The 26447-nt window shown below is 63.4% G+C and carries 32 protein-coding genes; 17 read left to right on the forward strand and 15 right to left on the reverse strand.

The window, feature by feature from the left end; translation table 11 throughout:
- Positions 1-18: 18 nt before the first annotated feature.
- The 8 genes from AC07Y0_RS12610 to AC07Y0_RS12645 form a co-directional block, all read right to left on the reverse strand.
- The gene (locus AC07Y0_RS12610; RefSeq protein WP_498677713.1) at positions 19-447 is read right to left on the reverse strand and encodes a Ros/MucR family transcriptional regulator; all 429 of its coding nucleotides are present in this window, start codon (positions 445-447) and stop codon (positions 19-21) included.
- Positions 448-897: 450 nt separating this feature from the next.
- Entirely contained in the window at positions 898-1245 is a 348-nt protein-coding gene (mnhG, locus tag AC07Y0_RS12615; protein WP_498677714.1) for a monovalent cation/H(+) antiporter subunit G, read from the reverse strand.
- Positions 1242-1664 (reverse strand): cation:proton antiporter, encoded by a 423-nt coding sequence (locus AC07Y0_RS12620; RefSeq protein WP_498677716.1) that lies wholly within the window; start codon positions 1662-1664, stop codon positions 1242-1244. Before AC07Y0_RS12620 ends, mnhG begins: the two co-directional genes overlap by 4 nt.
- Positions 1661-2134 (reverse strand): Na+/H+ antiporter subunit E, encoded by a 474-nt coding sequence (locus AC07Y0_RS12625; protein WP_498677718.1) that lies wholly within the window; start codon positions 2132-2134, stop codon positions 1661-1663. Before AC07Y0_RS12625 ends, AC07Y0_RS12620 begins: the two co-directional genes overlap by 4 nt.
- Positions 2131-3711 (reverse strand): Na+/H+ antiporter subunit D, encoded by a 1581-nt coding sequence (locus AC07Y0_RS12630; RefSeq protein WP_498677720.1) that lies wholly within the window; start codon positions 3709-3711, stop codon positions 2131-2133. The genes AC07Y0_RS12625 and AC07Y0_RS12630 overlap by 4 nt, the downstream gene beginning before the upstream one ends.
- A 252-nt stretch (positions 3712-3963) precedes the next feature.
- The gene (locus AC07Y0_RS12635) at positions 3964-4341 is read right to left on the reverse strand and encodes a Na+/H+ antiporter subunit C (RefSeq protein WP_498677722.1); all 378 of its coding nucleotides are present in this window, start codon (positions 4339-4341) and stop codon (positions 3964-3966) included.
- The gene (locus AC07Y0_RS12640; RefSeq protein WP_498677724.1) at positions 4341-4760 is read right to left on the reverse strand and encodes a Na+/H+ antiporter subunit B; all 420 of its coding nucleotides are present in this window, start codon (positions 4758-4760) and stop codon (positions 4341-4343) included. Before AC07Y0_RS12640 ends, AC07Y0_RS12635 begins: the two co-directional genes overlap by 1 nt.
- Positions 4757-7144 (reverse strand): putative monovalent cation/H+ antiporter subunit A, encoded by a 2388-nt coding sequence (locus AC07Y0_RS12645; protein ID WP_498677725.1) that lies wholly within the window; start codon positions 7142-7144, stop codon positions 4757-4759. Before AC07Y0_RS12645 ends, AC07Y0_RS12640 begins: the two co-directional genes overlap by 4 nt.
- Before the next feature lie 349 nt (positions 7145-7493).
- Between AC07Y0_RS12645 and msrB the strand changes: the two genes are divergently transcribed.
- From msrB to AC07Y0_RS12660, 3 genes are all read left to right on the forward strand, one after another.
- Positions 7494-7904: a peptide-methionine (R)-S-oxide reductase MsrB gene (gene msrB / locus AC07Y0_RS12650; protein ID WP_498680230.1), complete on the forward strand. Its 411-nt coding sequence runs from the start codon at positions 7494-7496 to the stop codon at positions 7902-7904.
- Between the two features lie 563 nt (positions 7905-8467).
- Positions 8468-8614 carry a hypothetical protein gene (locus AC07Y0_RS12655; protein WP_498677726.1) on the forward strand — a complete coding sequence of 49 codons (147 nt, stop codon included), beginning with the start codon at positions 8468-8470 and terminating at the stop codon, positions 8612-8614.
- Positions 8615-8694: 80 nt separating this feature from the next.
- Positions 8695-9360 carry a DUF6064 family protein gene (locus AC07Y0_RS12660; protein WP_498677727.1) on the forward strand — a complete coding sequence of 222 codons (666 nt, stop codon included), beginning with the start codon at positions 8695-8697 and terminating at the stop codon, positions 9358-9360.
- Positions 9361-9382: 22 nt separating this feature from the next.
- Here the strand turns inward: AC07Y0_RS12660 and AC07Y0_RS12665 are convergent, their stop codons facing one another.
- Positions 9383-10444 carry a DMT family transporter gene (locus tag AC07Y0_RS12665; RefSeq protein ID WP_498677729.1) on the reverse strand — a complete coding sequence of 354 codons (1062 nt, stop codon included), beginning with the start codon at positions 10442-10444 and terminating at the stop codon, positions 9383-9385.
- Between the two features lie 291 nt (positions 10445-10735).
- Between AC07Y0_RS12665 and AC07Y0_RS12670 the strand changes: the two genes are divergently transcribed.
- The 3 genes from AC07Y0_RS12670 (at position 10736) to AC07Y0_RS12680 (ending at position 12791) form a co-directional block, all read left to right on the forward strand.
- A complete protein-coding gene (locus AC07Y0_RS12670; RefSeq protein ID WP_454287721.1) occupies positions 10736-10900 on the forward strand; it encodes a DUF3309 family protein in 165 nt (54 codons plus the stop codon).
- Positions 10901-10998: 98 nt separating this feature from the next.
- Positions 10999-11892: a transglutaminase family protein gene (locus AC07Y0_RS12675; RefSeq protein ID WP_498677731.1), complete on the forward strand. Its 894-nt coding sequence runs from the start codon at positions 10999-11001 to the stop codon at positions 11890-11892.
- Positions 11893-11978: 86 nt separating this feature from the next.
- On the forward strand, positions 11979-12791 hold the full coding sequence (locus tag AC07Y0_RS12680) for a transglutaminase-like domain-containing protein (protein WP_498677733.1): 813 nt from the start codon (positions 11979-11981) through the stop codon (positions 12789-12791).
- A 41-nt stretch (positions 12792-12832) separates the two neighbouring features.
- Here the strand turns inward: AC07Y0_RS12680 and AC07Y0_RS12685 are convergent, their stop codons facing one another.
- A complete protein-coding gene (locus AC07Y0_RS12685; protein WP_498677735.1) occupies positions 12833-13936 on the reverse strand; it encodes a helix-turn-helix domain-containing protein in 1104 nt (367 codons plus the stop codon).
- A 149-nt stretch (positions 13937-14085) separates the two neighbouring features.
- Here AC07Y0_RS12685 and AC07Y0_RS12690 point away from each other — a divergent pair, with 149 nt between their 5' ends.
- The 3 genes from AC07Y0_RS12690 (at position 14086) to AC07Y0_RS12700 (ending at position 16080) form a co-directional block, all read left to right on the forward strand.
- Positions 14086-14823: a hypothetical protein gene (locus tag AC07Y0_RS12690; protein ID WP_498677736.1), complete on the forward strand. Its 738-nt coding sequence runs from the start codon at positions 14086-14088 to the stop codon at positions 14821-14823.
- Between the two features lie 217 nt (positions 14824-15040).
- Positions 15041-15430, forward strand: a complete 390-nt coding sequence (locus AC07Y0_RS12695; protein WP_498677739.1) for a DUF302 domain-containing protein — start codon at positions 15041-15043, stop codon at positions 15428-15430.
- A 161-nt stretch (positions 15431-15591) separates the two neighbouring features.
- Positions 15592-16080: a hypothetical protein gene (locus AC07Y0_RS12700; protein WP_498677741.1), complete on the forward strand. Its 489-nt coding sequence runs from the start codon at positions 15592-15594 to the stop codon at positions 16078-16080.
- On the opposite strand, the gene AC07Y0_RS12705 is transcribed toward AC07Y0_RS12700, so the two are convergent.
- Positions 16031-16531, reverse strand: coding sequence for a GNAT family N-acetyltransferase (locus AC07Y0_RS12705; RefSeq protein ID WP_498677743.1), 501 nt, complete (start codon positions 16529-16531; stop codon positions 16031-16033). The two genes, AC07Y0_RS12700 and AC07Y0_RS12705, sit on opposite strands and share 50 nt — an antisense overlap.
- A 27-nt stretch (positions 16532-16558) precedes the next feature.
- Here AC07Y0_RS12705 and AC07Y0_RS12710 point away from each other — a divergent pair, with 27 nt between their 5' ends.
- On the forward strand, positions 16559-17128 hold the full coding sequence (locus tag AC07Y0_RS12710) for a helix-turn-helix domain-containing protein (protein WP_498677745.1): 570 nt from the start codon (positions 16559-16561) through the stop codon (positions 17126-17128).
- Positions 17129-17153: 25 nt separating this feature from the next.
- Here AC07Y0_RS12710 and trhA read toward each other — a convergent pair whose 3' ends face one another.
- Complete coding sequence (gene trhA / locus AC07Y0_RS12715; RefSeq protein ID WP_498677747.1) at positions 17154-17807, reverse strand: PAQR family membrane homeostasis protein TrhA; 654 nt, start codon at positions 17805-17807, stop codon at positions 17154-17156.
- Between the two features lie 210 nt (positions 17808-18017).
- Between trhA and AC07Y0_RS12720 the strand changes: the two genes are divergently transcribed.
- Positions 18018-18401 (forward strand): MAPEG family protein, encoded by a 384-nt coding sequence (locus tag AC07Y0_RS12720; protein WP_498677749.1) that lies wholly within the window; start codon positions 18018-18020, stop codon positions 18399-18401.
- 395 nt (positions 18402-18796) lie between these two features.
- Positions 18797-19360 carry a hypothetical protein gene (locus tag AC07Y0_RS12725; protein WP_498677751.1) on the forward strand — a complete coding sequence of 188 codons (564 nt, stop codon included), beginning with the start codon at positions 18797-18799 and terminating at the stop codon, positions 19358-19360.
- Between the two features lie 168 nt (positions 19361-19528).
- On the opposite strand, the gene AC07Y0_RS12730 is transcribed toward AC07Y0_RS12725, so the two are convergent.
- Positions 19529-20416, reverse strand: a complete 888-nt coding sequence (locus AC07Y0_RS12730) for a LysR family transcriptional regulator (protein ID WP_498680231.1) — start codon at positions 20414-20416, stop codon at positions 19529-19531.
- Between the two features lie 111 nt (positions 20417-20527).
- Here AC07Y0_RS12730 and AC07Y0_RS12735 point away from each other — a divergent pair, with 111 nt between their 5' ends.
- Both AC07Y0_RS12735 and AC07Y0_RS12740 read left to right on the forward strand, forming a co-directional pair.
- The gene (locus AC07Y0_RS12735) at positions 20528-21250 is read left to right on the forward strand and encodes an SDR family oxidoreductase (protein ID WP_498677753.1); all 723 of its coding nucleotides are present in this window, start codon (positions 20528-20530) and stop codon (positions 21248-21250) included.
- A gap of 67 nt (positions 21251-21317) precedes the next feature.
- Positions 21318-21629 carry an Atu4866 domain-containing protein gene (locus AC07Y0_RS12740; RefSeq protein WP_498677756.1) on the forward strand — a complete coding sequence of 104 codons (312 nt, stop codon included), beginning with the start codon at positions 21318-21320 and terminating at the stop codon, positions 21627-21629.
- 47 nt (positions 21630-21676) lie between these two features.
- On the opposite strand, the gene AC07Y0_RS12745 is transcribed toward AC07Y0_RS12740, so the two are convergent.
- Positions 21677-22258, reverse strand: coding sequence for a TetR/AcrR family transcriptional regulator (locus AC07Y0_RS12745; RefSeq protein ID WP_498677758.1), 582 nt, complete (start codon positions 22256-22258; stop codon positions 21677-21679).
- A gap of 138 nt (positions 22259-22396) precedes the next feature.
- Between AC07Y0_RS12745 and AC07Y0_RS12750 the strand changes: the two genes are divergently transcribed.
- Positions 22397-23149, forward strand: a complete 753-nt coding sequence (locus tag AC07Y0_RS12750; RefSeq protein WP_498677760.1) for an SDR family oxidoreductase — start codon at positions 22397-22399, stop codon at positions 23147-23149.
- A 129-nt stretch (positions 23150-23278) separates the two neighbouring features.
- Positions 23279-23911, forward strand: a complete 633-nt coding sequence (locus AC07Y0_RS12755) for a tyrosine-type recombinase/integrase (RefSeq protein WP_498677763.1) — start codon at positions 23279-23281, stop codon at positions 23909-23911.
- 200 nt (positions 23912-24111) lie between these two features.
- Here the strand turns inward: AC07Y0_RS12755 and AC07Y0_RS12760 are convergent, their stop codons facing one another.
- On the reverse strand, positions 24112-25023 hold the full coding sequence (locus AC07Y0_RS12760) for a LysR family transcriptional regulator (protein WP_498680232.1): 912 nt from the start codon (positions 25021-25023) through the stop codon (positions 24112-24114).
- Between the two features lie 102 nt (positions 25024-25125).
- On the opposite strand from AC07Y0_RS12760, the gene AC07Y0_RS12765 reads away from it, so the two are divergent.
- Positions 25126-26115: a zinc-dependent alcohol dehydrogenase family protein gene (locus AC07Y0_RS12765; RefSeq protein WP_498677765.1), complete on the forward strand. Its 990-nt coding sequence runs from the start codon at positions 25126-25128 to the stop codon at positions 26113-26115.
- Positions 26116-26447 lie beyond the last annotated feature (332 nt).

Consider the following 26447-nt stretch of genomic DNA (forward strand, 5'->3'; position numbering starts at 1 on the left):
CGCGGCGTCAGGTGTTGTTCACTTGGTGCGCTTGCGGCGCTGGCCGAGACCCATTTCCTTGGCGAGGCGCGAGCGCGCTTCGGCATAGGCCGGCGCGACCATCGGGTAATCCATCGGCAGGTCCCACTTGTCGCGGTATTCTTCCGGGCCGAGATTGTGGTGGGTCATCAGGTGACGCTTCAGCGACTTGAAGGCACCGCCGCATTCGAGACAGACGATGTGGTCGTCCTGCACGGACTTGCGCACGGCGACGGCCGGCTTCTGCTTTTCCACCACGGAGACGACCGGGGCCGGCGAAGAGGTGTTGCTCAAGGCCGAATGTACATCGGAGATAAGGCCGGCGAGGTCGCCGACCGGTACTACATGATGGCTGACATAGGCTGCGACGATGTCTGCGGTCAGTTCGACCAGCAGGTCATGGCCGGCGCCGTTGACGATTTCTGTCATTTCGAGACTCCTGTTCCAATGTGCTTGCCAGGCACCGGCTGAACGGCCGGCACCAATCGAAAAAGCCAAGGAACAAAGGCCATTGCGCCAGCCTTGTCGTCGCCGACTTGGGATCCACCCCTAGATCCCGGCAGTACGCTCTGGAATTTGTTCCGGCAGATGCTGTATTCCCACCTCCTCCCGACCGAACCCCGAGACATTGAACCAGTTGCAAATACAACTTTCGATCGGGATCTGGGCGCGAGAGAAACCAAGTCTCCAGCATCAGTGCTCAATCAACTCGTTATCATCAATCCGTCAAAAATCCACGTAATATTTTTCCCCAAATATGGGGTGCCGCGTCCTTCTTTAGTTCGGCGAAGACACGGACATGACTTGCTGCAACTGCGAAATGCCCGCAGAATGCCGGGAAATCAGGGGTTCCAGCTCAGATGTACTTGCCGGGGCGACTCAGGGCACCGAACCGTCCTTGCCCTTCAATTCGTCGAGAACCGAGACAGGCGAGAGCCTGTAACCCACCTGATGCGCCGCCTTGGCGAGCAGGTGGGCCGAGACGGGCGCGGTCAGGATGAAGAAAAAGAAGCCGGCGATCGCCCGGCTGAAGGTGGCAAGGTCGCCGGCATGCAGGCCAACGGCGAGCAGCATGAGGCCGGAGCCGACCGTGCCCGCCTTGGAGGCCGCATGCATGCGAGTGTAGAGGTCCGGCAGACGGTTGATGCCGATGGCGGCGACCAGCGCGAAGAGTGCGCCGACGACGATCAAAAGTGCGGTGAAGAGGGCAATGCCGTAAGCGATCATTTCTTTCGCCCTCCCCCGGCCGAACCGCCGGTCTTGCCCTTGGCGGCCGCTGCAGTCGCGGCCTTCGCCTTCTTGCCGCCCTTCCCCTTGCTCTTTTCGGTGCGCAGCACCGGACCGTCTTCCAGCGGCCGCTCACCCACCAGGCCGCGCGCCAGGATGAAGCGGGCAAAGGCGACGGTCGCGAGGAAGCCGACCAGGCCGAGCGAGATGGCGATGTCGATATAGAGCGTATAGCCGGTGCGGATGGCGATGACGGCGATGAAGCCGATGGCGATGCCGACCAGCATGTCGAGCGACAGCACCCGGTCGGGCAGCGTCGGCCCCCTCACCACCCGGTAGACGGTGAGGAAGAAGGCGATGCCGAGCACGACGAGGGCGAAGTTGCAGGCGGCCTGGATGATGCTTTCCGGCGCGATCATGCGAAGGCCTCCCGGATCTTGCGCTCGAAGCCTTCGGCGATGTCGCGGCGCGCCCCTTCCGGGTCGGCGCAGTCGATGGCGTGCACGTAGAGCGTCTTCTTGTCGTCGGAGACGTCGACCGACAGCGTGCCGGGGGTGAGCGTGATGAGATTGGCGAGAAGGGTGATCTCGAAGTCGCGCGTCACCGTCAGCGGAAAGGCGAAGATGCCCGGCTCGATGTCGAGCCTCGGGCTCACCACCATGACCGCGACCTTCCAGGCCGATTTTGCCAGTTCGACGAAGAACAGCCAGGCAAGCGCGGCGATCTTCACCACGCGGCGGATATAGCCTGTGCCGTTGATCTGTTCGCGGATCAGGCCGAGCGTGAGCGTCGACAGCACGAAGCCGAAGATCAGGTTGTGCAGCGAGGCGCTGCCGGTGATCGCCGCCCAGACGATCGCCATGAGCAGGTTGATGGCATAGAGGATCATGGCTGGCCTCCCACCGGAAAGACGGACTGGAGATAGGCGGCGGGATCGGCAAGCCCGATCGCCGCCCGCTGGCTGAGGTCGATCAGCGGCTCGGGAAAGAGGCCGAACCAGACGACCAGCGCGGTCAGCGCCAGGATCGGCAGCATGGCGGAACGGCTGGCGCGGGGCGCGGCGGTTTGGATTGCCGCTTCTCCACCTTTACCAATAACCATCGGCGCGGGACGCCAGTAGGCGAGCAGGAAGAGGCGGCCAAAGGCGATGGTGGTGAGGAAGCCGGAGACCAGGATGGCGCCGGCCAGCCACCAGGCGCCGATGTCGAGCGAGGCCTTGACCAGCATGGCCTTGGGCCAGAAGCCGGAGAACGGTGGCAGGCCGGAGCCGGCGAAGAATAGGGCGAGCGACAGGCCGGCAAAGGCGGGCGCGGCGGCCCAGAGGCCGGACAGGCTTTCGAGACGATAGGAGCCGCCGCGCCGCGCCGCCTCGCCCGCCAGAAGATAGAGCGCGGTCATCAGCACGATCGAATGCAGGGCATAGAAGATTGCCGCCGACAGCCCCGCCGTTCCGGCGATCGCCGCGCCCGCCAGCATGTAGCCGATGCCGGAGACGACGACGAAGCCGAGGAAGCGGCGGATGTCGGACTGGGCAAGCGCGCCCATGGCGCCGAGCACCATGGTGAGCGCCGCGGCAATGGCGATGACGAGGCTCAGGGCCTCGCGCTCGACCGGCAGCAGCATGACCATGGTGCGCAGCAGGGCATAGACGCCGACCTTGGTGAGCAGGCCGGCAAACAGCGCCGAGACGACGATGCGCGGCGTGTGGTAGGAGGCCGGCAGCCAGAAATTGACCGGGAAGGCGGCGGCCTTCATGCCGAAGGCGAAGACGAAGAGCGCGCCCAGCGTCATCAGCGGCGCGGTCTCGCGCAGTTCCCCGGCCTTCTTGGCGATGTCGGCCATGTTGAGCGTGCCGAAGATGGCATAGAGATAGCCGACGGCGACGAGGAAGAGCGTCGTGCCGATCAGGTTCAGCACGGCATATTTCAGCGCCCCGTCGATCTGCTCGCGCTCGGAGCCGAGGATCAGCAGGCCGAAGGACGAGATCAGCAGCACTTCGAACCAGACATAGAGGTTGAAGATGTCGCCGGTCAGGAAGGCGCCCGAGACGCCGGCCATCAGCACCATGAGGAAGGGATAGAAGCCGTAGCGCCGGCCGCTCTGGCTGATGTCGCCGAGCGCATAGATGCTGCCGGCCAGGGCCACGATGGCGGCGGCGAGCGCCAGCAGCGCGCCGGTGAGGTCGACGGTAAAGGCGATGCCGAAGGGCGGCAGCCAGCGGCCCATCATCATCGTCACCGGACCGTAGAGCACGACGCGGCCGAGCAGCAGCATGTCGACAAGCACCATGAGGGCGAGGCCTGGAATGGCGATGAACGGATGGGCGCGCGTCGAATGGCGCAGCATCATCAGCACGGCGCCGCCGCCAAGCCCGATCGCCACCGGCAGGCTGGTCAGCCACTGGCCGGCCGAGGACGCTCCCATGACTAGGGCAAGAGAGAGGTCGAGGGGGGAAGAGGTGGCCATTAGGAAGAGGCCTCTTGTTGCGGCCTGTGTCGCTGCCCCTCATCCGCCTGCCGGCACCTTCTCCCCGTTCTGACGGGGAGAAGGGACGAGCGGCGAAGGCCCTGCCCCCGGTCACGTCGCGTGTGAAAAAGGCTGAGCGGTCCGCGAAGGAGGATGCGGCGAGCAACGGGCGGCAAGGGGGCACGTTCCCTCTCCCCGCCTGCGGGGAGAGGGTTAGGGTGAGGGGCAATCGTCGACGACATCATCATGCGCTCAATATCCCATCGGCGGCAGGGGCTCGCCCTTCGGTTCGGCGACGCGCATCTCGCCGGTGTCGTCGGTCCCGAGGTCCTGGTAGGCGCGGTAGGTAAGCACCAGCAGGAAGCAGAAGAAGGAGAAGGAAATGACGATGGCGGTCAGGATGAGGGCCTGCGGCAGCGGATTGGCGGCGCCGGCCGACAGCGTGTCGGAGCCCGCGGCGATGATCGGCGGGACCTCGCGCGTCAGGCGGCCGGTGGTGAAGAGCAGCAGGTTGACGGCATTGCCGAGGATGACGATGCCGAGCAGCACGCGGACGATGTGCTTCGACATCATCAGATAGAGGGCGGCGGCGAAGAAGATGCCGACGAGGCCGGAAAACAGCGCTTCCATCAGTCGCTCTCCCTTTCTTCGAGCGCCAGCGCGATCGAGGTGATGGCGCCCACCACGACGAGATAGACGCCGAGGTCGAAGGACATGACGGTGGCGAGCGGCACCTCGACGCCGAAGAACTCGGGATAGACCCAGAGCCCGGTCATGAAGGGCAGGCCGAAGATCGCCGAGAGCAGGCCGGACAGGGTGGCGAGCAGGAGGCCGGCGCCGGCGATCGACATCGGATGGAACCACAGCGCCCGGCGCACGGCCTGCACGCCGAAGGCGATACCGTAGATGGCGAAGGCGGAGGCGGCGATCAGCCCGCCGATGAAGCCGCCGCCCGGCTCGTTATGGCCGCGCAGCAGGACGAAGATCGAAAACAGCAGCATCAGCGCGGTGAGGAAGGGCGCGACCGTGCGGAAGATCAGCGTGTTCATTTGCGCAGCTCCTTCTCGGCATTGCGGCCCTCGAGTCTCGCGACCGGGGTCTGGGCTGCGGCGACCGAAACCACCCGAATGCGGATCAGCGCCAGGATGGCGAGGCCGGTGATCATCACCACCGAGATTTCACCCAGCGTATCCGTGCCGCGGAAGTCGACGATGATGACGTTCACCACATTGGCGCCGTGGGCGATGACCTTGGAATAGGCGTTGAAGAAATCGGTCAGCGTGGTGCTGAACGGCGCCTGGGTGGACTTGAGCAGCAACAGCGCGAAGCCGAGGCCGCCGGCGATGGCGATCGCCGCGTCGAGCAGGAACTCGCCGAAGGTGCGGTGGTCACTCGGCGAGAGGCGGAGCCGGGTCATGACCAGCGCCAGGATGACGACCGACAGCGTCTCGACCATGAACTGGGTGAAGGACAGGTCCGGCGCGCCGAAGAGCAGGAAGATGACGGCGACGGCAAAGCCCTGGATGCCGAGCGAGACGATGGCCGTCAGGCGGTCCCGGGCGGCGAGCACGGCGATCAGCCCGACCACGGCGATGACGAAGAAGGCCAGTTCATGGAAACGCACGTCGGAGGGCCAGGCCGGCATTTCGGGCAGTTCGCCGTTCAGCACCGGCGGCACCAGCAGCACGAAGGCGAGCAGCAGGAAGGTGACCGTCACATAGACCTCGAGCCGGCCGTTCTGGATCACCTTCGTCACGCGCCAGGAAAGACGCACCAGCCCGGCGATGAAATGGTCGAAGCCGCGATCGGGGCCGGGGCCCAGCACGTCGAGCAGGCGGGTCACGGCTGAGCGGGCGCGGTCGAGGCCGAGGAAGACGAGGATGCCGAGCACCACGGTCAGCAGCGAAAGTGCGAGCGGCAGGCCGATATGCGGCACGAGGCTGATCGTCACGGTCGCGGCCTCGCCCGCTACGGCGCTCGCCATCGGCGAGGTGACATAGGCATGGGCGACCGCAGAGAACAGGGCCGCGGCAAGGCCGAGCAGCGACAGCACCAGCGGCCCGAGCCAGAGCAGGACCGGGCCTTCATGGGCGTGCTTCGGCGTCTCGACCTTGGCCCCGAGGAAGGGTTTGAGCGCCACGGCAAAGGCGATGACGAACATCAGCGCATTGCCGATAATGGCGACGATGGTGAAGACGACCGAACGCGGATCGGGGCCGGCGAGCGCTGCATAGATCTCCTCCTTGGCGAGGAAACCGAAGAAGGGCGGCAGGCCGGCCATGGAGATCGCGGCGAAGAGCGCGGCGACGAAGGTGATCGGCATGGCGGATCTGAGGCCGCCGAGCTTGGTGACGTCGCGGGTGCCGGCCTCGTGGTCGATGATGCCGGCGACCATGAACAGCGCGCCCTTGAACAGCGAATGGGCGACGAGGTAGAGAACCGCCGCCTCGATGGCATAGGGCGAGCCGAAGCCGGTCAGCATGACCAGAAGCCCGAGCGAGGCGACCGTCGTATAGGCGAGCATCAGCTTCAGATCGCTCTGGCGGATGGCGAGCACGGCGCCGACCAGAAGCGTGATGCCGCCGAAGAAGGGCAGCAGGATTTCCCAGGCGGGCGTGTCGCCCATCACCGGATTGAGCCGCATCAGCAGATAGACGCCGGCCTTCACCATGGTCGCCGAGTGCAGATAGGCCGAGACCGGCGTCGGCGCCTCCATGGCGTTGGGCAGCCAGAAATGGAACGGGAACTGCGCCGACTTGGTGAAGGCGCCGCCGAGCACGAGGAAGAGCGCGGCCGCATAGAAGGGGCTTTCGCGCAGCAGTTCGCCGGAATGCAAAAGCAGCGACAGCTGGGTCAGGCCCGTCATGTTCCAGATGAAGATCAGGCCGGCGAGCAGCAGCAGCCCTCCCCCGCCGGTGACGACCAGGGCCTGGAGCGCGGCGCGGCGCGAGGCTTCGCGCGAGTGGTCGAAGCCGATCAGCAGGAAGGAGGTGATCGAGGTCAGTTCCCAGAAGACGAAGAGCATCAGGAAGCTGTCGGACACCACGACGCCGAGCATCGAGCCCATGAACATCAGGATGAAGGAGAAGAACCGGCCCTGCTGGGCATGGCCCTTCATGTAGCCGCCGGAATAGAGCACGATCAGCGTGCCGATGCCGGTGATCAAAAGCGCGAAGGTGAGCGACAGGCCGTCGAGGAACCAGGAGAAGGAAAGGTTGAGGCTCGGCACCCAGACATAACCGCCGGTGACGACCTCGCCGGCAGCAATCTCCGGCAGGAAGCCGGCGAAATGGACGAAGGCGAAGGCCGGGACCAGCGCCAGAAGCCAGGCGGCGTTGTGGCCGAGACGGGCGGTCAGGAAGGGAGCAAGAAGCGCGCCGGCAAAGGGCAGGAGCATGGCCATCAATGTCACAGCGGCGGCGTCTTCCAACATTCCGTATCCTTGTGAGCGCAGTGTTCCACCCCGCGTCGAAACGAGGCCGAAAGTGGGCATGGTGTTAGGACAAAGCGCGCCGCCTCTCAAGGAAAAACGGAAAAAAGCCAGTTCACATCGGCGTTTGTCAACGTTTTCCGATGAACGCGCACCGGTCTGGCGCCCTTCCCGCACCTTGCCTCGCCCGCATGTGCGCGGCGCCCGTTTCGAGCCCGGGCGGCATCGGCCACAGGCGATAGGTCGCGGGATACGCAACAGGCCGCCCGCATGCCGGCAATTGCCGTGCGGCCCCAGCCACCCTATCTATGGCGCTGAGACAATCGGAGTGATTTTGATGACCGATACGACCATGTCCGGGACCGCCGGAGCGAAGATCGAGAAGACCGATGCCGAGTGGCGCGAGCAGCTGACGGCGGAGCAATACCGCATCCTGCGCGAGCACGGCACCGAGCGGCCGTTCACCGGCCCCTATTGGGACAATTTCGAAAAGGGCCTCTATCGCTGCGCCGCCTGCGAGACGCCGCTGTTCTATTCCGACACCAAGTTCGACGCCGGCTGCGGCTGGCCGAGCTATTTCGAGCCGGTGATGCCCGGCGCCGTGACCGAGCACCGCGACGCCTCGCTCGGCATGGTCCGCACCGAAATCCGCTGCGCCACCTGCGGCGGCCACCTCGGCCACGTCTTCCCCGACGGCCCGAAGCCGACCGGCCTGCGCTACTGCATCAACGGGCATTCGATGGTGTTCGAACGGGTGGAGTGAGCGGGGCGTATTGGCCCGGAAAAGGCTTAAGGTTCCGGGTCGGAGATACCCCCTCTGCCCTGCCGGGCATCTCCCCCTCAAGGGGGGAGATCGGCGAGACGCGCCCGCTCGGCCGATCGGCATCGCCAAGGCTCCGCGAGGCTCTTGTATCGTTGAATGGTGGGGCTGCGTGGGGCACCAGAGCCGACACGCCAGATCCAAACCTGAGAGTGGCGAAGATCGGTCCGCAGTCCGATCTCCCCCCTTGAGGGGGAGATGCCCAGCTGGGCAGAGGGGGGTAACTCCAGGCTCGGCGGGTGCATTCTGACCGGCAGGTCGACATCACTGCCCCTCATCCGCCTGCCGGCACCTTCTCCCCGTGAACGGGGAGAAGGGACCAGGAGGTACCGCCGGGACCGTCCCCTCTCCCCGTTCACGGGGAGAGGGTCAGGGTGAGGGGCAAGTCCCGGCCCGAGGGCAAAGGAGGTACGGGGTTTGTCCGCGCCGGCCGCATGCTCCCCCATCAGGACTTTCTCAATCTCCTTGCGGCTAAAGTCCGGGCAAAGACGGATCAGGAGTTTTGCATGAGCAATGTCGTCGAATTCAAGAAGCCGCCGAAGGCGCCCGAGCCGAAGAAGCCGAATCCGGGGCTGCGCACCGCGTTGATCGTGCTCGGCGTGATCGCCGCCTTCGGCCTCGCCTGGGTCTATTTCCAGTTCATCGGCGGCTGATCAGGCCTTTCCGCCAAGGGTCCGATGGCGCAAGGGGGATCCTGATATAGACTGCGGGCGCATGGTCGCGGGAGATCCTCATGCCCTTCAGTCGCGCAGACTTCTTCGCCGTCTTCGTGCAATACAATGCGGCGCTCTGGCCGGCGCAGGTGATCGCCTGCGCGGCGGCGCTGCTGTGCCTCTACCTCCTCGTGCGGCGCAGCCCGATCACCGATCGGGTCATACTCGTGGTCCTTGCCGCCATGTGGGCGGTCAACGGCATCGGCTATCACGGGCTGTTCTTTTCGGCGATCAACCCTGCAGCCTACCTGTTTGCCGCCTTTTTCGTGGCGCAGGCGGTCTGCCTGGCGGTCTTCGCGGTGCGGGGTACGGAGGTCAATTTCGCCATGCGACGAGACGGCCGGACGGCCGCGGGCCTGCTGCTCATCGTCTTTGCGATTGTCCTGTACCCGCTCTGGGGAATGATTGCCGGGCATCGCTATCCGGCCATGCCGCTGCTCGGCACCGCCCCCTGCCCGACGACGATCTTCACCATCGGCCTCCTGCTGCTCGGGCGATGGGCGGTGGTGCGCTGGCTTCTGCCCATCCCCTTGCTCTGGTCCGCCATCGGTGGGACGGCCGCCTTCTTGCTCGGCGTGCCGCAGGATCTGGGGCTTGTCGCCGCAGGCATGACCGCTGTCGTCTTCGCCCTCGGGCGGATGCGCGACCTGCCCTTTGCCCAGCATGGGGAAGAGCCGGAGGCCTGACTCATCCGTCTTTCGCGACCTGTCACCCGTGGCTGTGGCCGTGGTGCAGGTCGGGATAGTGCGGGTGCTTGTGGCTTAAGGGTTCGTGGCGGTGCCAGTGGGAGTGCGGCTCGGTGACCGGGCCGTCGTGGCCGTGGCGATGGTGCTCATCATGCACATGGACATGGTCGTGTTCCAGCATGTCGTGGCTGTGCTCGTGCTCGTGGCGTTCGCTCAGATGCAGCCAGAGGCCGAGCGCCATCAGCAGGCCGGAGAGAACCAGTTGCAGCGTCACCGCCTCGCGGAAGATCACCACGGCCAGCACGGCGCCGATGAACGGGGCGAGCGAGAAGTAGGCGCCCGTGCGGGCCGTGCCGAGATGGCGAAGCCCCAGCATGAACATGACCAGGCTGACGCCGATGCCGAGGAAGCCGACGACGGCGCCGGAGCCCAAAAGGGCGACGCCCGGCCAGGCGGCGCCGAAGGCGAGCGCCAGCGCCAGATTGGTGCAGCCGGCGACCAAACCCTTGATCATGGCGATCTGCACCGGATCGGCAGAGGAGAGCTTGCGGGTCAGGTTGTTGTCGATGCCCCAGCAGAGGCAGGCGGCGGCGACGAAGAGGCCGCCCGCATCGAGACTGAGGCCCGAACCGTTCCATGACAGCAATACGGCGCCGGCGAGGATCGCGGCGGCGCCGAGCAGCAGGCGCCGGTCGACGTTTTCGCGAAAGACCAGCCAGGCGATCGCCATGGTGGCCAGCCCCTCGAGATTGAGCAGCAGCGAGGCGGACGAGGCGGAGGTGAGCGACAGGCCGAGCATGAGGAAGAGCGGGCCGAGCACGCCGCCGAAGGCAACGACGGCGGCAAGCCAGGGCAGATCAGCCCGCTTCAGCGGCGCTTCCGCATTGGGCAGGCCAAGCACGGCGCGGCCCGCATGGAGCAGTCCGAGCCCCGCCCCTGCCCCCAGATAGAGGATGCCGGCCAGCAGCCAGGGATCGATCGCGCCGACCAGCAGTTTCGACAGCGGCGCGGAAAGCCCGAAGAGTATGGCCGATCCGAGCGCCAGCGGAACGCCGGGCCAGAGATGGGTGTGCGATTGCGCCATGATGGGCTCCTCCGGAACAAGGGCCTAGACTAGAAAGAATCGACCTGACCTGCAATGCGCGCCGGTCGGTTCGGCCTTCCGGCGACGATCTTGCAGCAGCGTCAAGGCCCGAGCCTTTCGCCTCTTCGTTGCACGCGGAATCGTTTCAACAACTGTACAAGTGGCTCCTGCCCCTGTACTTAATAGGGCTGGAGGCTGATCTTGGCTTCCACGCCGTGCCGTCATCGATCAAACTCTTGGCCTGATGCGCAAATGCGCAGGCCTTCGCGAATAGCAACGGAGATCAAGTGCATGTCGCTCGGAACAATTCTCATCATCATCCTCATCATTGCCCTGCTCGGTGGCTTTAGCGGTCGCTTCGGCGGCTATGGCTACGGCTTCGGCCACGGCGGCGTCGGCGTGCTCGGCGTCGTGCTGATCATCCTTCTGATCCTGGTTCTTACCGGCCGGCTCTGATCCCAACCCAATGCTGCGCTCGGCCAGCCGATCCCTCCGGTGAGGCATGGTTCGAGCGCAGGATACATTCCCCCGGCTTGCCGGGGGCGGGAAACATCGTGACCATATTCTCGGTTCGCCACATCACGGACTATCAGTACAAGCGGCCTGTGAAGCTCGGCGAGCACCGGATGATGTTCCGTCCGCGCGACAGTTTCGACCAGACGCTGCTCAGTGTCAGCCTCGTGGTGGAGCCGCCGCACGAGCAGATCCGCTGGATCCACGACCCCTTCGGCAACTGCGTCGCGCTCTTGAGCTTTTCCACGCCGACCCGCACGCTTCGCTTCGAAAGCAATATCCGGCTCGACCACACGCCGCACGCGGCGCTCGATTTTCCCATCGACGAGACCGCCGTCGATTATCCGTTTGCCTACGATCCCGAAGAACTGCCCGATCTTTCGCCGACCATCGCCCGCCACTATCCCGATCCGGGTGACCTGGTCGGCGCGTTTGCCCGGCAGTCCCTGCACAGCGGCCGGCCGACACGCACCACCAGCCTGCTGATGAGCCTGTGCTACATGATCCACGACAGCTTCGCCTATGTGCGCCGCTCCGAACACGGGGTGCAGACGCCGCTCGAGACGCTCGAGCTGAAGAGCGGAACCTGCCGCGATTTCGCCCTGCTGATGATGGAGGCGGCCCGGTCGCTCGGCCTCGCGGCCCGCTTCGTCACCGGCTACATCTACGTGCCCACCCGGGACGGCTCGACCACGCTCGGCGGCGGCTCGACCCATGCCTGGTGCCAGATCTATGTGCCGGGCGCCGGCTGGGTGGAGTTCGACCCGACCAACGGCATCGTCGGCAATCGCGACCTGATCCGCGTGGGCGTGGCGCGCGATCCGCGCCAGGCCGTTCCGCTGTCGGGCAGCTATGACGGCCGCGCCTCCGATTTCAAGTCGCTGACCGTGCAGGTCAACGTCACATCCGACGACGCCCGGGAAAAGCCGTCCTGAGCGGACGGCCCGGAACACTGACTGCCCCAGCGCGTTCACCCGATGCCGGCGCCCCGGCGAACAGGCTTTGCCCCGAAGGATTAGCGATGAAGATACGTGCCGGCTTCCAGATTGGCTATCAGTGCGAGCGCGATACCGCGATGCTGCTCGTTCTCAACATCCACCCGTCGCGCCGGCCCGACCTCCTGACCGAGCAGGTGCTGAGCTTCGACCGGCCGATCGAGGCGCGCGACTATATCGACGGCTTCGGCAATGCCTGCAGCCGGATCACTGCGCCGGCCGGGCTCACCACCATTTCCACGCAGTTCGAGATCTACGACAACGGCCAGCCCGACGTGCTGCCGGAGGGCGCCTTCCAGCACGACATCAAGGACCTGCCGAACGACGTCCTGGTCTTCCTGCTCGGCAGCCGTTATTGCGACACCGATCGCCTCGCCGATTTCGCCTGGGCGACCTTCTCCGACACCCCGCTCGGCTGGCCGCGGGTGCAGGCGATCCTTACCTTCGTCCACAACCACATCAAGTTCGACTACATGAAGGCGGATTCGAAGCGCTCGGCCCATGACGGCTTCATCGCCCGCACCGGGGTCTGCCGCGACTTTGCCCATCTCGCCATCACGCTCTGCCGCTGCATGAACATCCCGGCACGCTACTGCACCGGCTACCTCGGCGACATAGGCGTGCCGCCCGACGGCAATCCGATGGATTTCAGCGCATGGATGGAGGTCTATCTCGGCGGCCACTGGCACACGGTCGATGCCCGCCACAACAGGCCGCGCATCGGCCGCATCCTGATGGCGACGGGCCGCGACGCCACCGACGTGGCGCTGTCGACCGCGTTCGGCCCGGCGCTGCTGGCCCGGTTCGATGTGGTGACGGAAGAGATCCCGACGGCCTGAGGGCCACGCCCCCCGTGAGGCTCCAAAGGCCCCTCGGGCATTCAGCCTGCGGGCGCGGGCACTGACGCGGCCGCGTGGTGCGCCGCCCGGAAGGCGGTCGGGCTCGCCCCCGTCACCCGCAGGAATTCCCGGTTGAAATTGGACTTGGTCATGAAGCCCGCCTCGAAGACGATGCGGGTCACCGGCATGTCGGTCTGCGTCAGAAGCCGGCAGGCCTCGGCCACCCGGAAATTGTTGACATATTGCGAAACGCTCATGCCGTAGACGCGGTTGACCGCCTGCGAGACGGCCCGCGCCGGCAGGCCGAGGCGCCGCGCCAGCTTGCCGAGATTGAGGCCGGTATCGCCATAGAGCCGGCGCTCGGTCATCAGCCGGTCGAGGCTTGCCGCGACCGCCTCGTGCTCGCCGGACATGGGCTCAGACGCAAGCGCGGGCGAGACCGACGCGGCGGGCGATGCGCGCTGGTCCGCTTCGGCACCGCCATCCCCGCTGCCCTCTCCTTCCCCGTCCCCCTCCTCCGCGCCGGCCACCACGGCGGCAATGCCGAGCAGCAGCAGGATCAAGGTGGTGGCGGCCGAGACCATCAGGGCCGAATGGCGCCCCTCGCCCCACAGGAGATCGAGGCTGATGGCGATATCGGTGAAGGCCGAGGCGACCAGCGTGAAGGCCGAAAGCAGCAGCGAGCGGTGGGACCGCAGCGTGCCGTCGAGGCGCGCGGCGACGAGACCGTCCGGCCCCAGCCGGGCCAGCCAGAGCAGCCGCAATCCATAGGCCAGGAACTCGGCGATGATCAGAAGGTCGATTGGGTCGCGCCAGACGAAATGCAGGACGACGAGGGCGGCGGTCGGCAGAAGATGCGGCCAGTCGGCCAGCGACAGTCCGGCGCCCTCTTCGCGGGCGAGGTCGCGAAAGGCGAGATAGGTGAGCGGCGGGATGGCGGTCGCCAGCAGCGACAGAAGCGGAAGGACCGCCGTCATGCCATAGCCCCAGCGCAGGCCGACCAGCGTGGTCTGCGCCGCATAGAGCGCGATCAGCAGGACGAACAGGTGATTGCGCACCAGGCTCTCGCGCCCCTGGAGCGACAGCCGCAGCAGGAAGGCGACGAGAAACAGCGATACGGCGAAGGACAGCGGAATGAAGATCATGGGCGAGGTTCGGCCGGGGACGGTTGAGGACTTTGCGCCACCATGACCGCAAGCGCGTTCGAGGTCGACCTGAAACGCGTTCAAGGTCGCGGGTAACCGTGTGCCGGTGTCGGATTGCGCCATCGTCATCCAACACCCGGAGCACCCCCATGAAGACCCGCACTATCCTTCTTTCCATCGCCGGTACCATTCTGACGCTCGGCGTGCTCGACGCCGCCGTCGCCTTCATCGCCACCCGCGACAGCGTGGCGGGGCCGATCGACCTCAGCCATGTTGCCCGGATTCGGGTCGAAGGGTCGGCGAGCGACATCGTCATCACCGCCCGGGCGGACGCTCCTCTGGTCGCGGAGATGAAGGGCGAGCGGCGCGGCTGGGGCGCCGTGTGGCATTCCGGATGGTTCTCCGGTGGCTGCCCGGCCCAGGGCAGCATGCGCATCGACGGCGATACGCTGATCGTCGACGTCGGCCGGCCCGCACGCTTCTTCGACTGGTCGGACTGCACCATGGAGCTTTCCGCCAATCTGAAGCCCGAGGCCGCCGTGGTGATCGACCAGAAGGCCGCGCGCGCCCGGCTTGCCGGCGACTTCTCGGCGATCGATATCCGCAGCGATGCCGGCGACCTCTCCTTCGAGGGCCATGCTACGGACGTCTCGATCTCGGGTGCGGCGCTCCGCGCCCGGCTCACCTATGACCGGGTGATGCAGGACGAAACCATCGCCATCGCCGGGCGGATGCTGGACGCCTCGGTGAAATTCCTGGTGCCGACGCCGGTCAGCTATCTGGTCGAGGCGGTCGCCTCCTATGTCGACAGCGCGCTGCCCAACACGCCGGGCGCCAAACCGGCGATCACCATTCGCGGCGAGATGGTGCGCACGCGGATCGAGTGAGACGTGGACGCAAACCGCGTGGGACAGGCCGTCGAGGGGCCGGTCTGCCGCAGGTCCCGCCGCGGCTGCGCGCATCTTGTCCCTCCCGGATCGCGACGATCCGGACCGCGCCACACGGAAGCCGGGTTTGGCGTGTCCACTGGAGGGACGGACCGCACAGCCTTGCGGCAAGGCGCGGACCGAACGCAAGATGGCCGCGAAAAGAGGAGAACGGCACATGAGCTACACGATCGACAGGACGTTCGAGGGCACGGATTTCGACAACGTCGTCGAAAGGACCCGCGCAGCGCTCGCCGCCAACGGTTTCGGCGTCTTGACCGAGATCGACGTCAAGGCGACGCTGAAGAAGAAGATCGACCAGGATATCGAAGACTACCTGATCCTGGGCGCCTGCAATCCGAAAATGGCGCATCAGGCGATCGGCATGGAGCCGAAGGTGGGCGCCATGCTGCCCTGCAACGTCATCGTGCGCCGGACCGGCGGGAATTCCGTCATGGTCAGTGCCATCGACCCGCAAGCCTCGATGGAAGCGATCCCGAACGACCGACTGAAATTGGTGGCGGGCGAGGTGCGCGACATGCTCCGGAAGGCCGTCGCGGCAATCTGAGGGGAGACAACGGGCCGTGGTATGGGACTGGTCGAGGGAGGTTTCCGGCCCGCTGGACGCGGATTTCGTCGCGGCGGTACGGGAGGAACGCGCGGAGCAGCCGCGCTGGTGACGCGCAATCGGCGCGAATTCCGGCGCGTGCCGGATCTCAGGCTGGAGGATTGGGAGAGCTGAGCCCGGCGCCGATGGCCGGCTCGATCGCCGCGTCGGTACCGCCGCACGCGGGGCGCTTTGCCGGAGACGTCCGGCACCCGGACCAGTTAAAACCCGGGGTTATGAAGAACCTTCCCCTTGAGTTACAGTTGAAACGATTTGATTCCTTTGACCGGTCTTTTCATATGGTCCTTTTGACGCTTGCGCTCTGGCTTTTGCCGGCTTCGCTCTTCATGGGGGTGACCTTCGTGGAGGGCATGGCCAACGGCAACCGCTGGGACGGCGGGCGGATTGTCGGCCTGGTCGCCTGCCTGCTGTGGCCGGCGACGCTGCCGGCGCTGCTGGTGCTGGCGCAGATTCACTACCGCAAGAACAAGGGAAAGCCGCCGGCGCTGCGCCGCCATGACGAGCCGCCCGAGACCGCCGGCTTCGACCGCCTCGACGGCCTCAGAGCATCAATTCCATCATCGCCAGATCGAGCCAGCGCCCGAACTTGATGCCTACCTCCCGGTGGATGCCGACCAGACGGAAGCCGAGGCGCTCGTGCAGCGCGATCGAAGGCTGGTTCTCAGCCTCGATGGCGGCGATCATCACATGCTTGTCGTTGCCGCGCGCATGGTCGATCAGGGCCTGCATCAGGCGCTTGCCTATGCCCGCCCCGCGGCAGTCCTTGTCGACATAGACGGAGTGCTCGACCGTGTGGCGATAGCCGTCGAAGGCCCGCCAGTCGCCATAGGAAGCATAGCCCGCCACCTGGCCGGCCCGCTCGGCCACCAGCACCGGAAAGCCCTTGGCGCGGCGCAGCTCCAGCCAGGCGCGGCGGTTGTCGACGTCGATCAGCACCTCGTTCCAGATCGCCGTCGTATGTTCGACGGCGTGGTTGTAGATGTCGCGGATCGCGGCGAGGTCGGCCTCGGTCGCGTCGCGGATCAGAATCGGTTGCGTCATGGTCATCTATCCAATATATTGAATTTCATGTCTAAGATATCAGACACGCTCGATCACTGTCTAGGGGAGAGAATCCGTGCGGAACGGCTTTCGCGCGGCTGGTCACTCTCGGAACTCGCCGAACGCGCCGGCGTCTCCCGGGCGATGATCCACAAGGTGGAGCGCGGCGAGAGCAGTCCGACGGCCGCCCTCCTCGGCAAGCTTGCCGGCGCGCTGTCGCTCAGCGTTTCGACGCTCGTCGCGCGGGCGGAAGCCTCCGGACAGCGCCTGCTGCGGCGCGGCGAGCAGCCGGTCTGGACCGATCCGGCGACCGGCTACCGACGACGCCATGTCTCGCCCATCATCGACCTGCCGCTCGAGATCGTCGAGGTCGAGCTGCCGCCGGGGGCGGAGGTGCCCTATGGCGCGGCCGCCTTCGCCTTTCTGCGCCAGCTGGTCTGGGTGATCGAGGGCGCCCTCACCTTCGTCGAGGGCGAGACGATCCATCGACTCAACGACGGCGACTGCCTGGCGCTCGGGCCGCCGACCGACTGCTGCTTCAGGAACGAGAGCGACAGGCCCTGCCGCTATGCGGTGGTGCTCGCAAAGGCCGGCTGAGGCCGCGTCCCGGGAAAGGCGCCGTTCAGTGGCCGATGGCGGTGACGACGGCCGAATAATGGACGGCGGCGGCGGTGACGACGAAACCGTGCCAGATGGCGTTCTGGAAGCGCAGGCGTTCCCAGACATGAAAGACCACGCCGGCCGAATAGATGCAGCCGCCGATGATGATCAGAAGCAGGGTGATGCTCGGCAGGGTCTGCGAGATCGGCCCCAGCGCCAGCGCGCCGCTCCAGCCCATGGCGAGATAAAGCAGGATGGCCAGCCGGTCGTAGCGGCCGGGATAGCGGCATTTGAGCGTGATGCCGACAAAGGCGGTCAGCCAGATGCCGATCAGAAGGGCGAAGATCGTCCAGTCCTGCGCGCCCTTGACCAGGAAGGGCGTGTAGGTGGCGGCGATCAGCACGAAGATCGCCGAATGGTCGAACCGGCGCAAAATCCATTTGGTGCGCGAATGCGGCCACATATTGTAGGTGAACGATACGGCCAGCGCGATGACGAGGCCGAGGCCGTAGATCCAGGCGGCGGCCATTTCCGCATAGCTCGTCCAGACCGTCGCATAGAAGATCAGCGCGGTGGCACCGATCAGCGCGAAGACCACGCCGATGCCGTGGACGATGCCATCGGCCACCAGTTCATGGAAATCGTAGGGCCGCCCGAAGCGGAACTGGTCGGTCATGTCGGTCGAAAACCCTTGGAAGAGATCGTCTCGGCGATCCTGCATATCATGTGCAAATTTGCCGTCATCTTCAAGGGCCGGCGTGGCGAATATAGGGCGGCGGTGGCGGCCCGCCCGCTTGCCTTGCGCGGTCGTCTTGCACGTCGGGCGGCCTTCACCTAGCATCGCGCCATTGCCGGCCATTGCTGTTTGCCCTCAAGGAATTCTCCGATGCGCTTTACCGTCCTTGCCACCTTTTCGGCGCTGATCGCCTATGTCTGGTTCCTGCTGAAGGTCGCCCGCGCCCGCCAGCTGTTCGGCGTCGAGGCGCCGAAGACCACCGGCAATGCCGATTTCGAGCGGATCTTTCGCGTGCAGCAGAATACCGTCGAACAGCTGGTGCTGTTCCTGCCCTCGCTCTGGCTGTTCGGCTACTATGTCTCCGACGCGATCGCCGGCCTGCTCGGCCTGTGCTGGACGGCGTCGCGCGTGCTCTACGCCTCGGAATATTATGCCGACGCCAAGAAACGCGGGCCGGGAGCCGCGCTGACGTTTCTCATCGGCATCGTGCTGCTGGTGGGCGGCACGATCGGGGCGTTGTTGAAGATGGGGTGATGGGGGGCAAGCGGGAACGTGGCGACTTCCGGTTGCCAGCAGAAGCGGACGTGCCGCAATTTACGGATGTGTGGCAGGCTTGCGCCCTCATCTCGGACGTCGGACAGTTTTCGGACCTTCCCAAAAGCGGTCATTGATGTCCTTAACGATCCGTGTTGCGAGGCCTCAGCTTAGCCCGGACAGAAGATACCGCTGAACAGCCACCGATTGCCGGCTTTGGCTGAGCGGCCGCCGGCAAGCCGCAGGCCTTCTTCGTCTGGCAACGCAATCTCAGCCGCGACAGCCTCCCATTGTCCAGCCCAGCTAACCGGGGTGGCGAGAATTGATCGGCTACCGAGAGCCAATGCAGGGGCGTATCTTCCTGACTGTTCATTCAAACAGGAAAGGAAACTGAGATGAAAATCACCAAGTGTCTGATCGCAGCGTTCGCCGCCGGAGCATTTGCAACTCCGGTGCTGGCGCAGGTTGATGCCGCTTGCCCTCAGGAAGGTCCAGATGCACCGCTGGCTCTGCACGAGGAGTGGATCATGCAAGGATGGGAGCGGCACGAAGGTGACCCGGCTTTCGTGTTCTCCAAGGAGATGTCAAAATTCTACGATCTGGAAAATCCCCAGGGCGTGTTCTGGGACAACTTCGCCCCTGGCGACACTCAACTCTTCACTGATGCCTCCGTTTATGGAGCCAACTGGGAAGGTCACGTGAACGCGTCTCGATCAATCCGCCATGGTATGACGGACGCAAACCACGCCGTGGTTGGCCGGGATACCGCATCGTCCGCTATCGGTTTTGTCGGTCGCATTGAGCCGCTGGAAGGCAAGGTGGTCGCCTTCGATACGCGCTCTCAACTGGGCTGGTCCTGTGTCGAGGGCACCTGGAAGATCAAGCACGAGCTGAACTACGCCTGGATCGTTGAACCGGAAACGATCGAGCCGATCCTTGGAAAACGCTTGCAGCACTAAGCCTGCGGCCGAAATACTGTGCATCTGGCAGTCTCTAAGCAGGATGTGCCACCAGACAAACCCAGACATTCAGGCCTGCACAGCGGGGTGGTTTCGATGCCGCCCCGCTTCTCTTGCGTTTCAAATCCCGCATAAACTGACGCCATGGAAGGCAAAAGAGCTCGCACGTCACTTCCAGCGTTTGACGTGATCGATGAGCGCCCTCAGTTTTGGTGCCATGTTCCTTCGCTGTGGGAAGTAAAGGTAAAAGCCTGGAAACGCGGGAAGAAAGTCGCCCAGTAGCGGCACAAGCACTCCTGTCTTTACGTATGGCTGTATATTCTCTTCCAAAGCGAGGGTTATCCCGCCGCCCGCAATGGCGGTCCGCAGCATTAGACGCAGATCGTTTGTGGTGATCCGGGGTTCGATTGCGAGGCTGAACGGAACGCCACCGTCCACAAATTCCCATCGGTAGGGCGCAACATTGGGTGCCGGACGCCATCCAATGCAGCGGTGGTGGATCAGTTCCCTTGGATGCAGCGGAGTCCCGTGGAGTTCGAGGTAAGAGGGAGCAGCAGTGATAGCCTCGCGTTGCTCGCCGCCGATCGCGACAGTGATCATGTCCTGCTCGATCACCTCTCCCAGTCTGACGCCAGCATCATAACCGGCCGAGATGATGTCGCCCTCTTCGTCCGTCACGGTGATGTCGACAGTCACCCCAGGGTTTTCCGCGGCGAATGTGGCAAGGAGTGGTCCGGAAAGGAATGCTTCGGCGATCGAGGTCACTGCAATCCTCAGGGTCCCACTGGGCCTGCTCTCAGCGCCTATCGCTTCAAGCGCAGTTGCAATTTCCGACAGTGGGGAAGACAGCGCTTCTCGCAGCCGCTCGCCCGCTTCTGTCAATCGAACGGATCGCGTAGTTCGCATCACCAGGGCCGTACCGTGAATGTCTTCCAAGCGGCGAATCCCTTGGCTGACGGCGGATCGGGTCACCCCGAGGCGGTCTGCTGCCGCGCGAAAGTTATGTTCTTCAGCAACGGCGAGGAACAGAGGCAGAAGGTTAAGGTCGGTCATGATTGTTCAGCTCTGCTAATCATCCAGTTCATGATTGAGTGGCTACACGAGCAGGTTAGAAGAGTCCACATTAGCCATGCAAACGAGCCATTCAGTCCTGAAAAGGAGCGGCAGATGGGAAAGACAGTTTTGATAACCGGAGCTTCCAGTGGGATCGGTGAAGGGATAGCAAGGGAACTCGGTGCAAGCGGCGCGAAGGTCCTCTTGGGCGCGCGCCGATGCGAGCGGATCGAGAAAATTGCCGCTGAAATACGCAGCTCCGGTGGCGTGGCCGAGACCAGAGCCCTCGATGTTACCGACCGCCTGTCCGTCGCTGCCTTCGCTGCGGCTGCACTCTCCTTGTGGGGCCGCATCGATGTCCTCGTGAACAATGCCGGGATCATGCCTTTGTCTCCGCTTGCTGCCGGCATGCAGGACGAGTGGGAGCGTATGGTCGACGTAAATATCAAGGGCGTGCTTTGGGGTATCGGCGCTGTATTGCCGGTCATGGAGGCGCAAGGGGAAGGGCAGATCATCAACATCGGGTCCATCGGCGCTCTTTCGGTCGTGCCGACGGCTGCTGTTTATTGTGCCACGAAATTTGCGGTTCGAGCCATTTCCGACGGCTTGCGTCAGGAAAGCAAGTGCGTTCGGGTGACCTGCGTCAACCCTGGAGTCGTTGAGAGTGAACTGGCGTCGACCATAACACATGAGCAGACGATGGCAGCAATGGACGCCTACCGCGCAGTCTCCCTTCAGCCCGCAGACATCGCCCGCGCAGTCCGACAACTCATCGAAGCGCCTACGAATGTCGACACGACAGAGATCACCATCAGGCCAACTGCATCGAGCAACTAAGGCGGCCCCGAGAAGCCATACGCCCTCGACCGTCATGTCCTGATGCACCCAAACCAGGAAACAAGTCATGCAGAATTTGCTTTCGGCCTTGGTCGCCGCAGCCCTTGTGACTCAATCCCCATTAGAAGTGGAGCCAAACGTGCAGAATTCACATCCCTATGTCGGCTTATGGGTCACGCAGGACGGCCGGGTCCGACACGAATTGCTGCCGAACAACAGATATGTCGAAGCGCGTGGCACAAGAGAGCGGGCCTATGAAGGCCGCTACCTGGTGACAGGAACGCACATCGAATACTGGGACGACACCGGTTTCACTGCGGACGGAGACTTCATCAACGGCGTTTTGCATCACGGAGGGATGATCCTCTACCGCCGGTGACCGGGACGTGCCCGCACGCGGATGCCAAGCGCTTGAGCCGTCGCGGGTCAGGTTGGCCCGGTTTTCACCTGCGGGAAAAGCGAGCCAAAATAGCCCGTCACAAGATGGCGCATGTGATGACGCAATTCATTGATGTCCGGTGAGTGAGGGCCTTTGTTCAACACGATCTGCACTGTTCCCGCCAGCGTCGCGTGGAGAACGGCCGCGATCCGATCGGGCGCATCAACGACAACATCAGACGCGGTCTTCAGCATGTCCCGAATGGCGCCGACGGACCTCTCAGACATCTGGTCGATCAGTTCGAGGCCTTTCAGGTCATAGGCGACGGCATAAAGGGCCTGCGTTACGTCGAGCCGTTCAAATTTGGCATCGACAAAGCCATCGACCAGCGCCTGAGCCATTGTCAGAAGTGGCTGACCTCGCTGTCTTGCGCAGATCCGCACGACCGCTTCGATGACCTTGCCCAGGTGGCGCTCCAGAATGGCGACCATCAAGCCATCGATATTGGCGAAGTACTGGTAAAGAGTGCCCACCGACACGCCGGCGCATTCGGCTACTCGGGTCGTCGTCAGGTACCGCGGCCCAGCCTCGACCAGAATCTGAATGGCTCCTTCGCAAATCGCGTCCACAGTGGCCTCTGAACGGGACTGAACCGGTATTTTGCGCGGTCTTCCGGGACCCTCACCGTGCAGGGCATATGCGAATTCCAAACCTGAATGATCCCTCATATTTTCAGGCTACTTGATCATGCAACGGAAGGAAAGATCATGACTCTCAATCCTCAAGCACTCACCTCTCGCCGGCGGGTCGCACTCGTCACCGGCGCCAACAAAGGGATCGGTTTCGCCATCTCCCGACAACTCGCCAAAGCAGGTCTTCAGGTCGTATTAGGTGCCCGCGATCGAGAGAAGGGTGAGGATGCAGCCCGCTCCCTGCGTTGGGAAGGGCTTGAGGCGGACACCCTTTGCATCGACCTCGATGATCTCGCCAACATCGCTGAAGCTGCCGCCATATTCGAACAGAAGTTCGGTTGCCTCGATATTCTGGTCAATAATGCCGGCATCGCCCGCCAGGAGGATGGACCACCGGAAACGGCAAGCGTTGAGGCTGTGCGACAGACGTTCGAGACGAACTTCTTTGGCACACTTGCCGTCACGCAAGCCTTTCTGCCACTTCTCAAGAAGTCCAAATCCGGGCGCATTGTCAACGTTTCCAGCGAGCTGGGATCGATAACCTATAACAGGGACCCCGAATGGCCTTTTGCCGGACATAAACTGATCGGTTACAACGCTTCCAAGGCGGCGCTCAACATGTTGACTGCGCAGCTTGCTGCAGAACTCAAGCCGCTGGGCATTCTGGTCAACTCCGCCGATCCGGGTTTCACTGCGACTGATCTCAATGGGCATCAGGGTTTTCAGGCAGTCGAGCAGGGCGCTGTTGCGCCCGTCAAACTAGCGCTGATTGATGACAACGGTCCAACCGGCGGGTATTTTGGCGCGGACAGAGACTTGCCGTGGTGAGTCGCAGCAGGCGGCGATGACCCGACGATCTGGGTGGAAACGGCATGGACGGGACGTAGTCGGCCCCTCCATAGAACCTAGAGCTGCGCGTTCTCCATCTGGCCAATGGTGGCCAGAGGAGAACTAGAAATGGGTATTTCACGCTATGATCCTGCCGCACTAAGTCGACCGGCTTGGAACGCCGGCAAACAAGTCGGCGTCAAGAAGCCCCTGAAGCAGCGCCAGATTTGGGCCGTGCGCTTCTTTCTCGACCGAGAGGGAAGGATGCGAGATCGTGCGCTGTTCGATCTTGCCATCGACAGCAAGCTCCGCGGCTGCGATTTGGTAAAAATCAAAATCGGGACCCTCGTCACGGGCCACGAAATTCGAACTCGCGCGATGGTCGTCCAGCAGAAGACTGGACGCCCTGTGCAGTTCGAGATTACGACCGAGGTCAGGGCTAGTCTGCTTGCTTGGCTTCAGCGAAGGGGAGGAACAGTCGATGACTATGCCTTTCCCAGTCGAGTAGACCACACCGATCATCTCAGCACTCGGCAATACGCCCGACTGGTCGATGAGTGGGTTACTGCGATTGGGCTGCGTCGGGAGGATTACGGCACGCATTCCCTCCGGCGAACGAAGGCTGCCATGATCTACAAGGCCACTGGTAACCTTCGAGCGATCCAGATCCTTCTTGGCCATACCAAGATTGAGAACACAGTCAGGTATCTCGGCGTCGACATTGAGGATGCACTGGAACTGGCCGAGCGGACTGAAATCTGAAGGGGAACGGCCCTGCGCCTTGTGGGGCCGCGCCTTTTCGCTGCGAGAGCCTCTCCCAGAATTCGATCTGCTTTGCGCCCTCATTGTTGTCGCCCAAAGACCATTGGTCAGACCCTCGTTGCCGTCATTCGTCATGATCCAGTCGAACGCCCACTGAGCGGCATGAACGCGTTCGGCAAATCCGAGGTCTTGATCGGTCATTACGGCGATGGGGCTGACATGAGCTGAGGGAGCGTAGCAGCGAGCACGTCGATCGCTACGCGGACTTTTCGCGGCATATGTGGCGTGTGCAACCACAGCACAGAACAATCGTAAAGGAAGCTCTGTTCACGCGGCAACAACAACTTCAAGGCGCCAGCGTCGATTCGATCTCGTACCAGCCAATAGGGTAGCCAAGCAATTCCCATGGCGGCAACTGCTGCATCGGCGATCGCATCAAGATCGTCGAACCGCAGTCGGTGGGGCGGTGCAATACGTATGGCGGGTAGATCACTGCGCGGAAAAAGCCAAGGCGCAACGCCACCTGAGCGGTGATATACGAGCGCTTGGTGATAGTTCAGGTCCTCGGTCTGCTTTGGCTTTCCGTAGGCATCAAGATACGAAGGTGACGCACAAACCACCATTTGCTGGCGCGCAACAAGGCGAGAAATGATTCCAGCCCTATCTTCGAGTTCGCCGGTTCGTATTGCTAGATCGTAATTGCCCTCAGCAAGATCGACAAAGCGATCGTTAAAGGACAGGTCCAGGTTCAGAGCAGAATACCGCCGAGCAAGATTCAACAGGATCGGAGCCACGCAACGCCTGCCAAAATGCACTGGCATGGTCACTCGCAAGCTTCCACGTGGCTCTGATACTTGATCTGCTGCAAGTGCATCGACGGCCTCAACTTCCATCAGAACTGCGCGGCAGTGTTCGTAGTAGGTCTTGCCGAACTCTGTGAGGCTCTGTCGGCGGGTGGTTCGGTTAAGAAGCCTGGTTCCAAGGCGGTCTTCGAGGCATTGAACATGTTTGCCGACCATCGGCCCTGAAAGATCGAGCGCTGCTGCCGCCGCGATGAACGAACCCAATTCAACAGCTTTTACGAACACTGCCATGCTGGTCAGGCGATCCATCATTCGAAACTATTGGTTTGGATTGATCTTCTTTATCTGCCATTTATCAGATGTCGAATGACCGTCATAGCTTATTCCGTTCAACTGCTTAGGAGTCAGCTGATGGCACGTGTAGTTCGCTTTTATGAACATGGTGGTCCCGAGGTCTTGCGCATTGAGACCGCGGATATAGCGCAGCCCGGACCGGGCGAGGTTCAGATTCGGGTCAAAGCCCTTGGCCTTAATCGTGCTGAAGCATTGCTTCGTTCGGGCACTTACATCGAGAACCCACCGCTTCCTTCTGGTCTCGGCCTTGAGGCAGCGGGGATGGTCGAAGCCGTGGGCCTCGGCACGGAAGGCTTTGAACCTGGCGATGTGGTCAGCGTCATACCGCCCATCTCAATGGTTCGTTGGCCCGCCTATGGTGAGCTCGCGACATTCCCGGCGGGACATATCGTCAAGCACCCACCCTCGCTCGACTGGGAGACTGCGGCATCCGTTTGGATGCAGTACCTCACCGCCTACGGCGCCCTAATCGACATCTCCAAGCTTTGTGCTGGAGACTTCGCCGTCATTACCGCGGCATCAAGCAGCGTCGGCATTGCCGCAATCCAGTTAGCCAACATGGTCGGGGCGACTGCAATTGCTGTTACACGGACATCCAAAAAGAAGGCCGCCTTGATCGAAGTCGGCGCCGCGTATGTCATTGCTTCCGCCGAAGAGGATCTGGCCTCCCGGTTAACCGATATCGTTGGGTCGGCGGGAGTCCGGGTGGTGTTCGACTCGGTTGGTGGTCCTATCCTGGAGCCGTTAACCTCCGCCATGTCCAAGGGAGGCATCCTAATAACGTATGGTGGCCTAAGTAATGAGCCATCGCCACTCCCGCTCTTTACTGTTCTCAGCAAAACACTGACGGTTCGCGGGTATCTCGTTCATGAGATTGTAAATCATCCCTTACGTCTGGCGGCGGCCAAGCAATTCATTCTCGAAGGTCTGACCGCCGGTTCCCTTCGGCCAATCATCGCCAGGACCTTTCGATTTGACCAAATAGTGGAGGCGCATCGCTTTCTGGAATCCAACGAGCAGTTCGGAAAGATCGTGGTGACTGTGTAACCGATCTTGACGCTATTGTGAGGCAAGCGCCGTCTCCGGGCGCTCCTTGGCGGCCAAGCTCGACGCCGGCGGATGTCAGCTTTTAAGACGATGGTGCTGCAAACCCACCAGTCTGCTCCCGTGAAGAGTTTCGGGCGCCGGCAGGCGTACGAAAGTCCCCGAGGAAGGAACCCGCGGACCACAGTCGGAGGCTATGGAGATTTCGATCTACGGCTGATGTCTGCGGTGGCGCGACCGCAGCCAGAGAGTGGGGTGATGGATGCGGACAGGCCGCTTCGTTGCGCATCCGCGCGGTATAGCCGGCCCGGCGCCCGGCTCGTCGCGACCCTGTC

This window comes from Allorhizobium sp. GW101-3B10 (assembly GCF_059424725.1).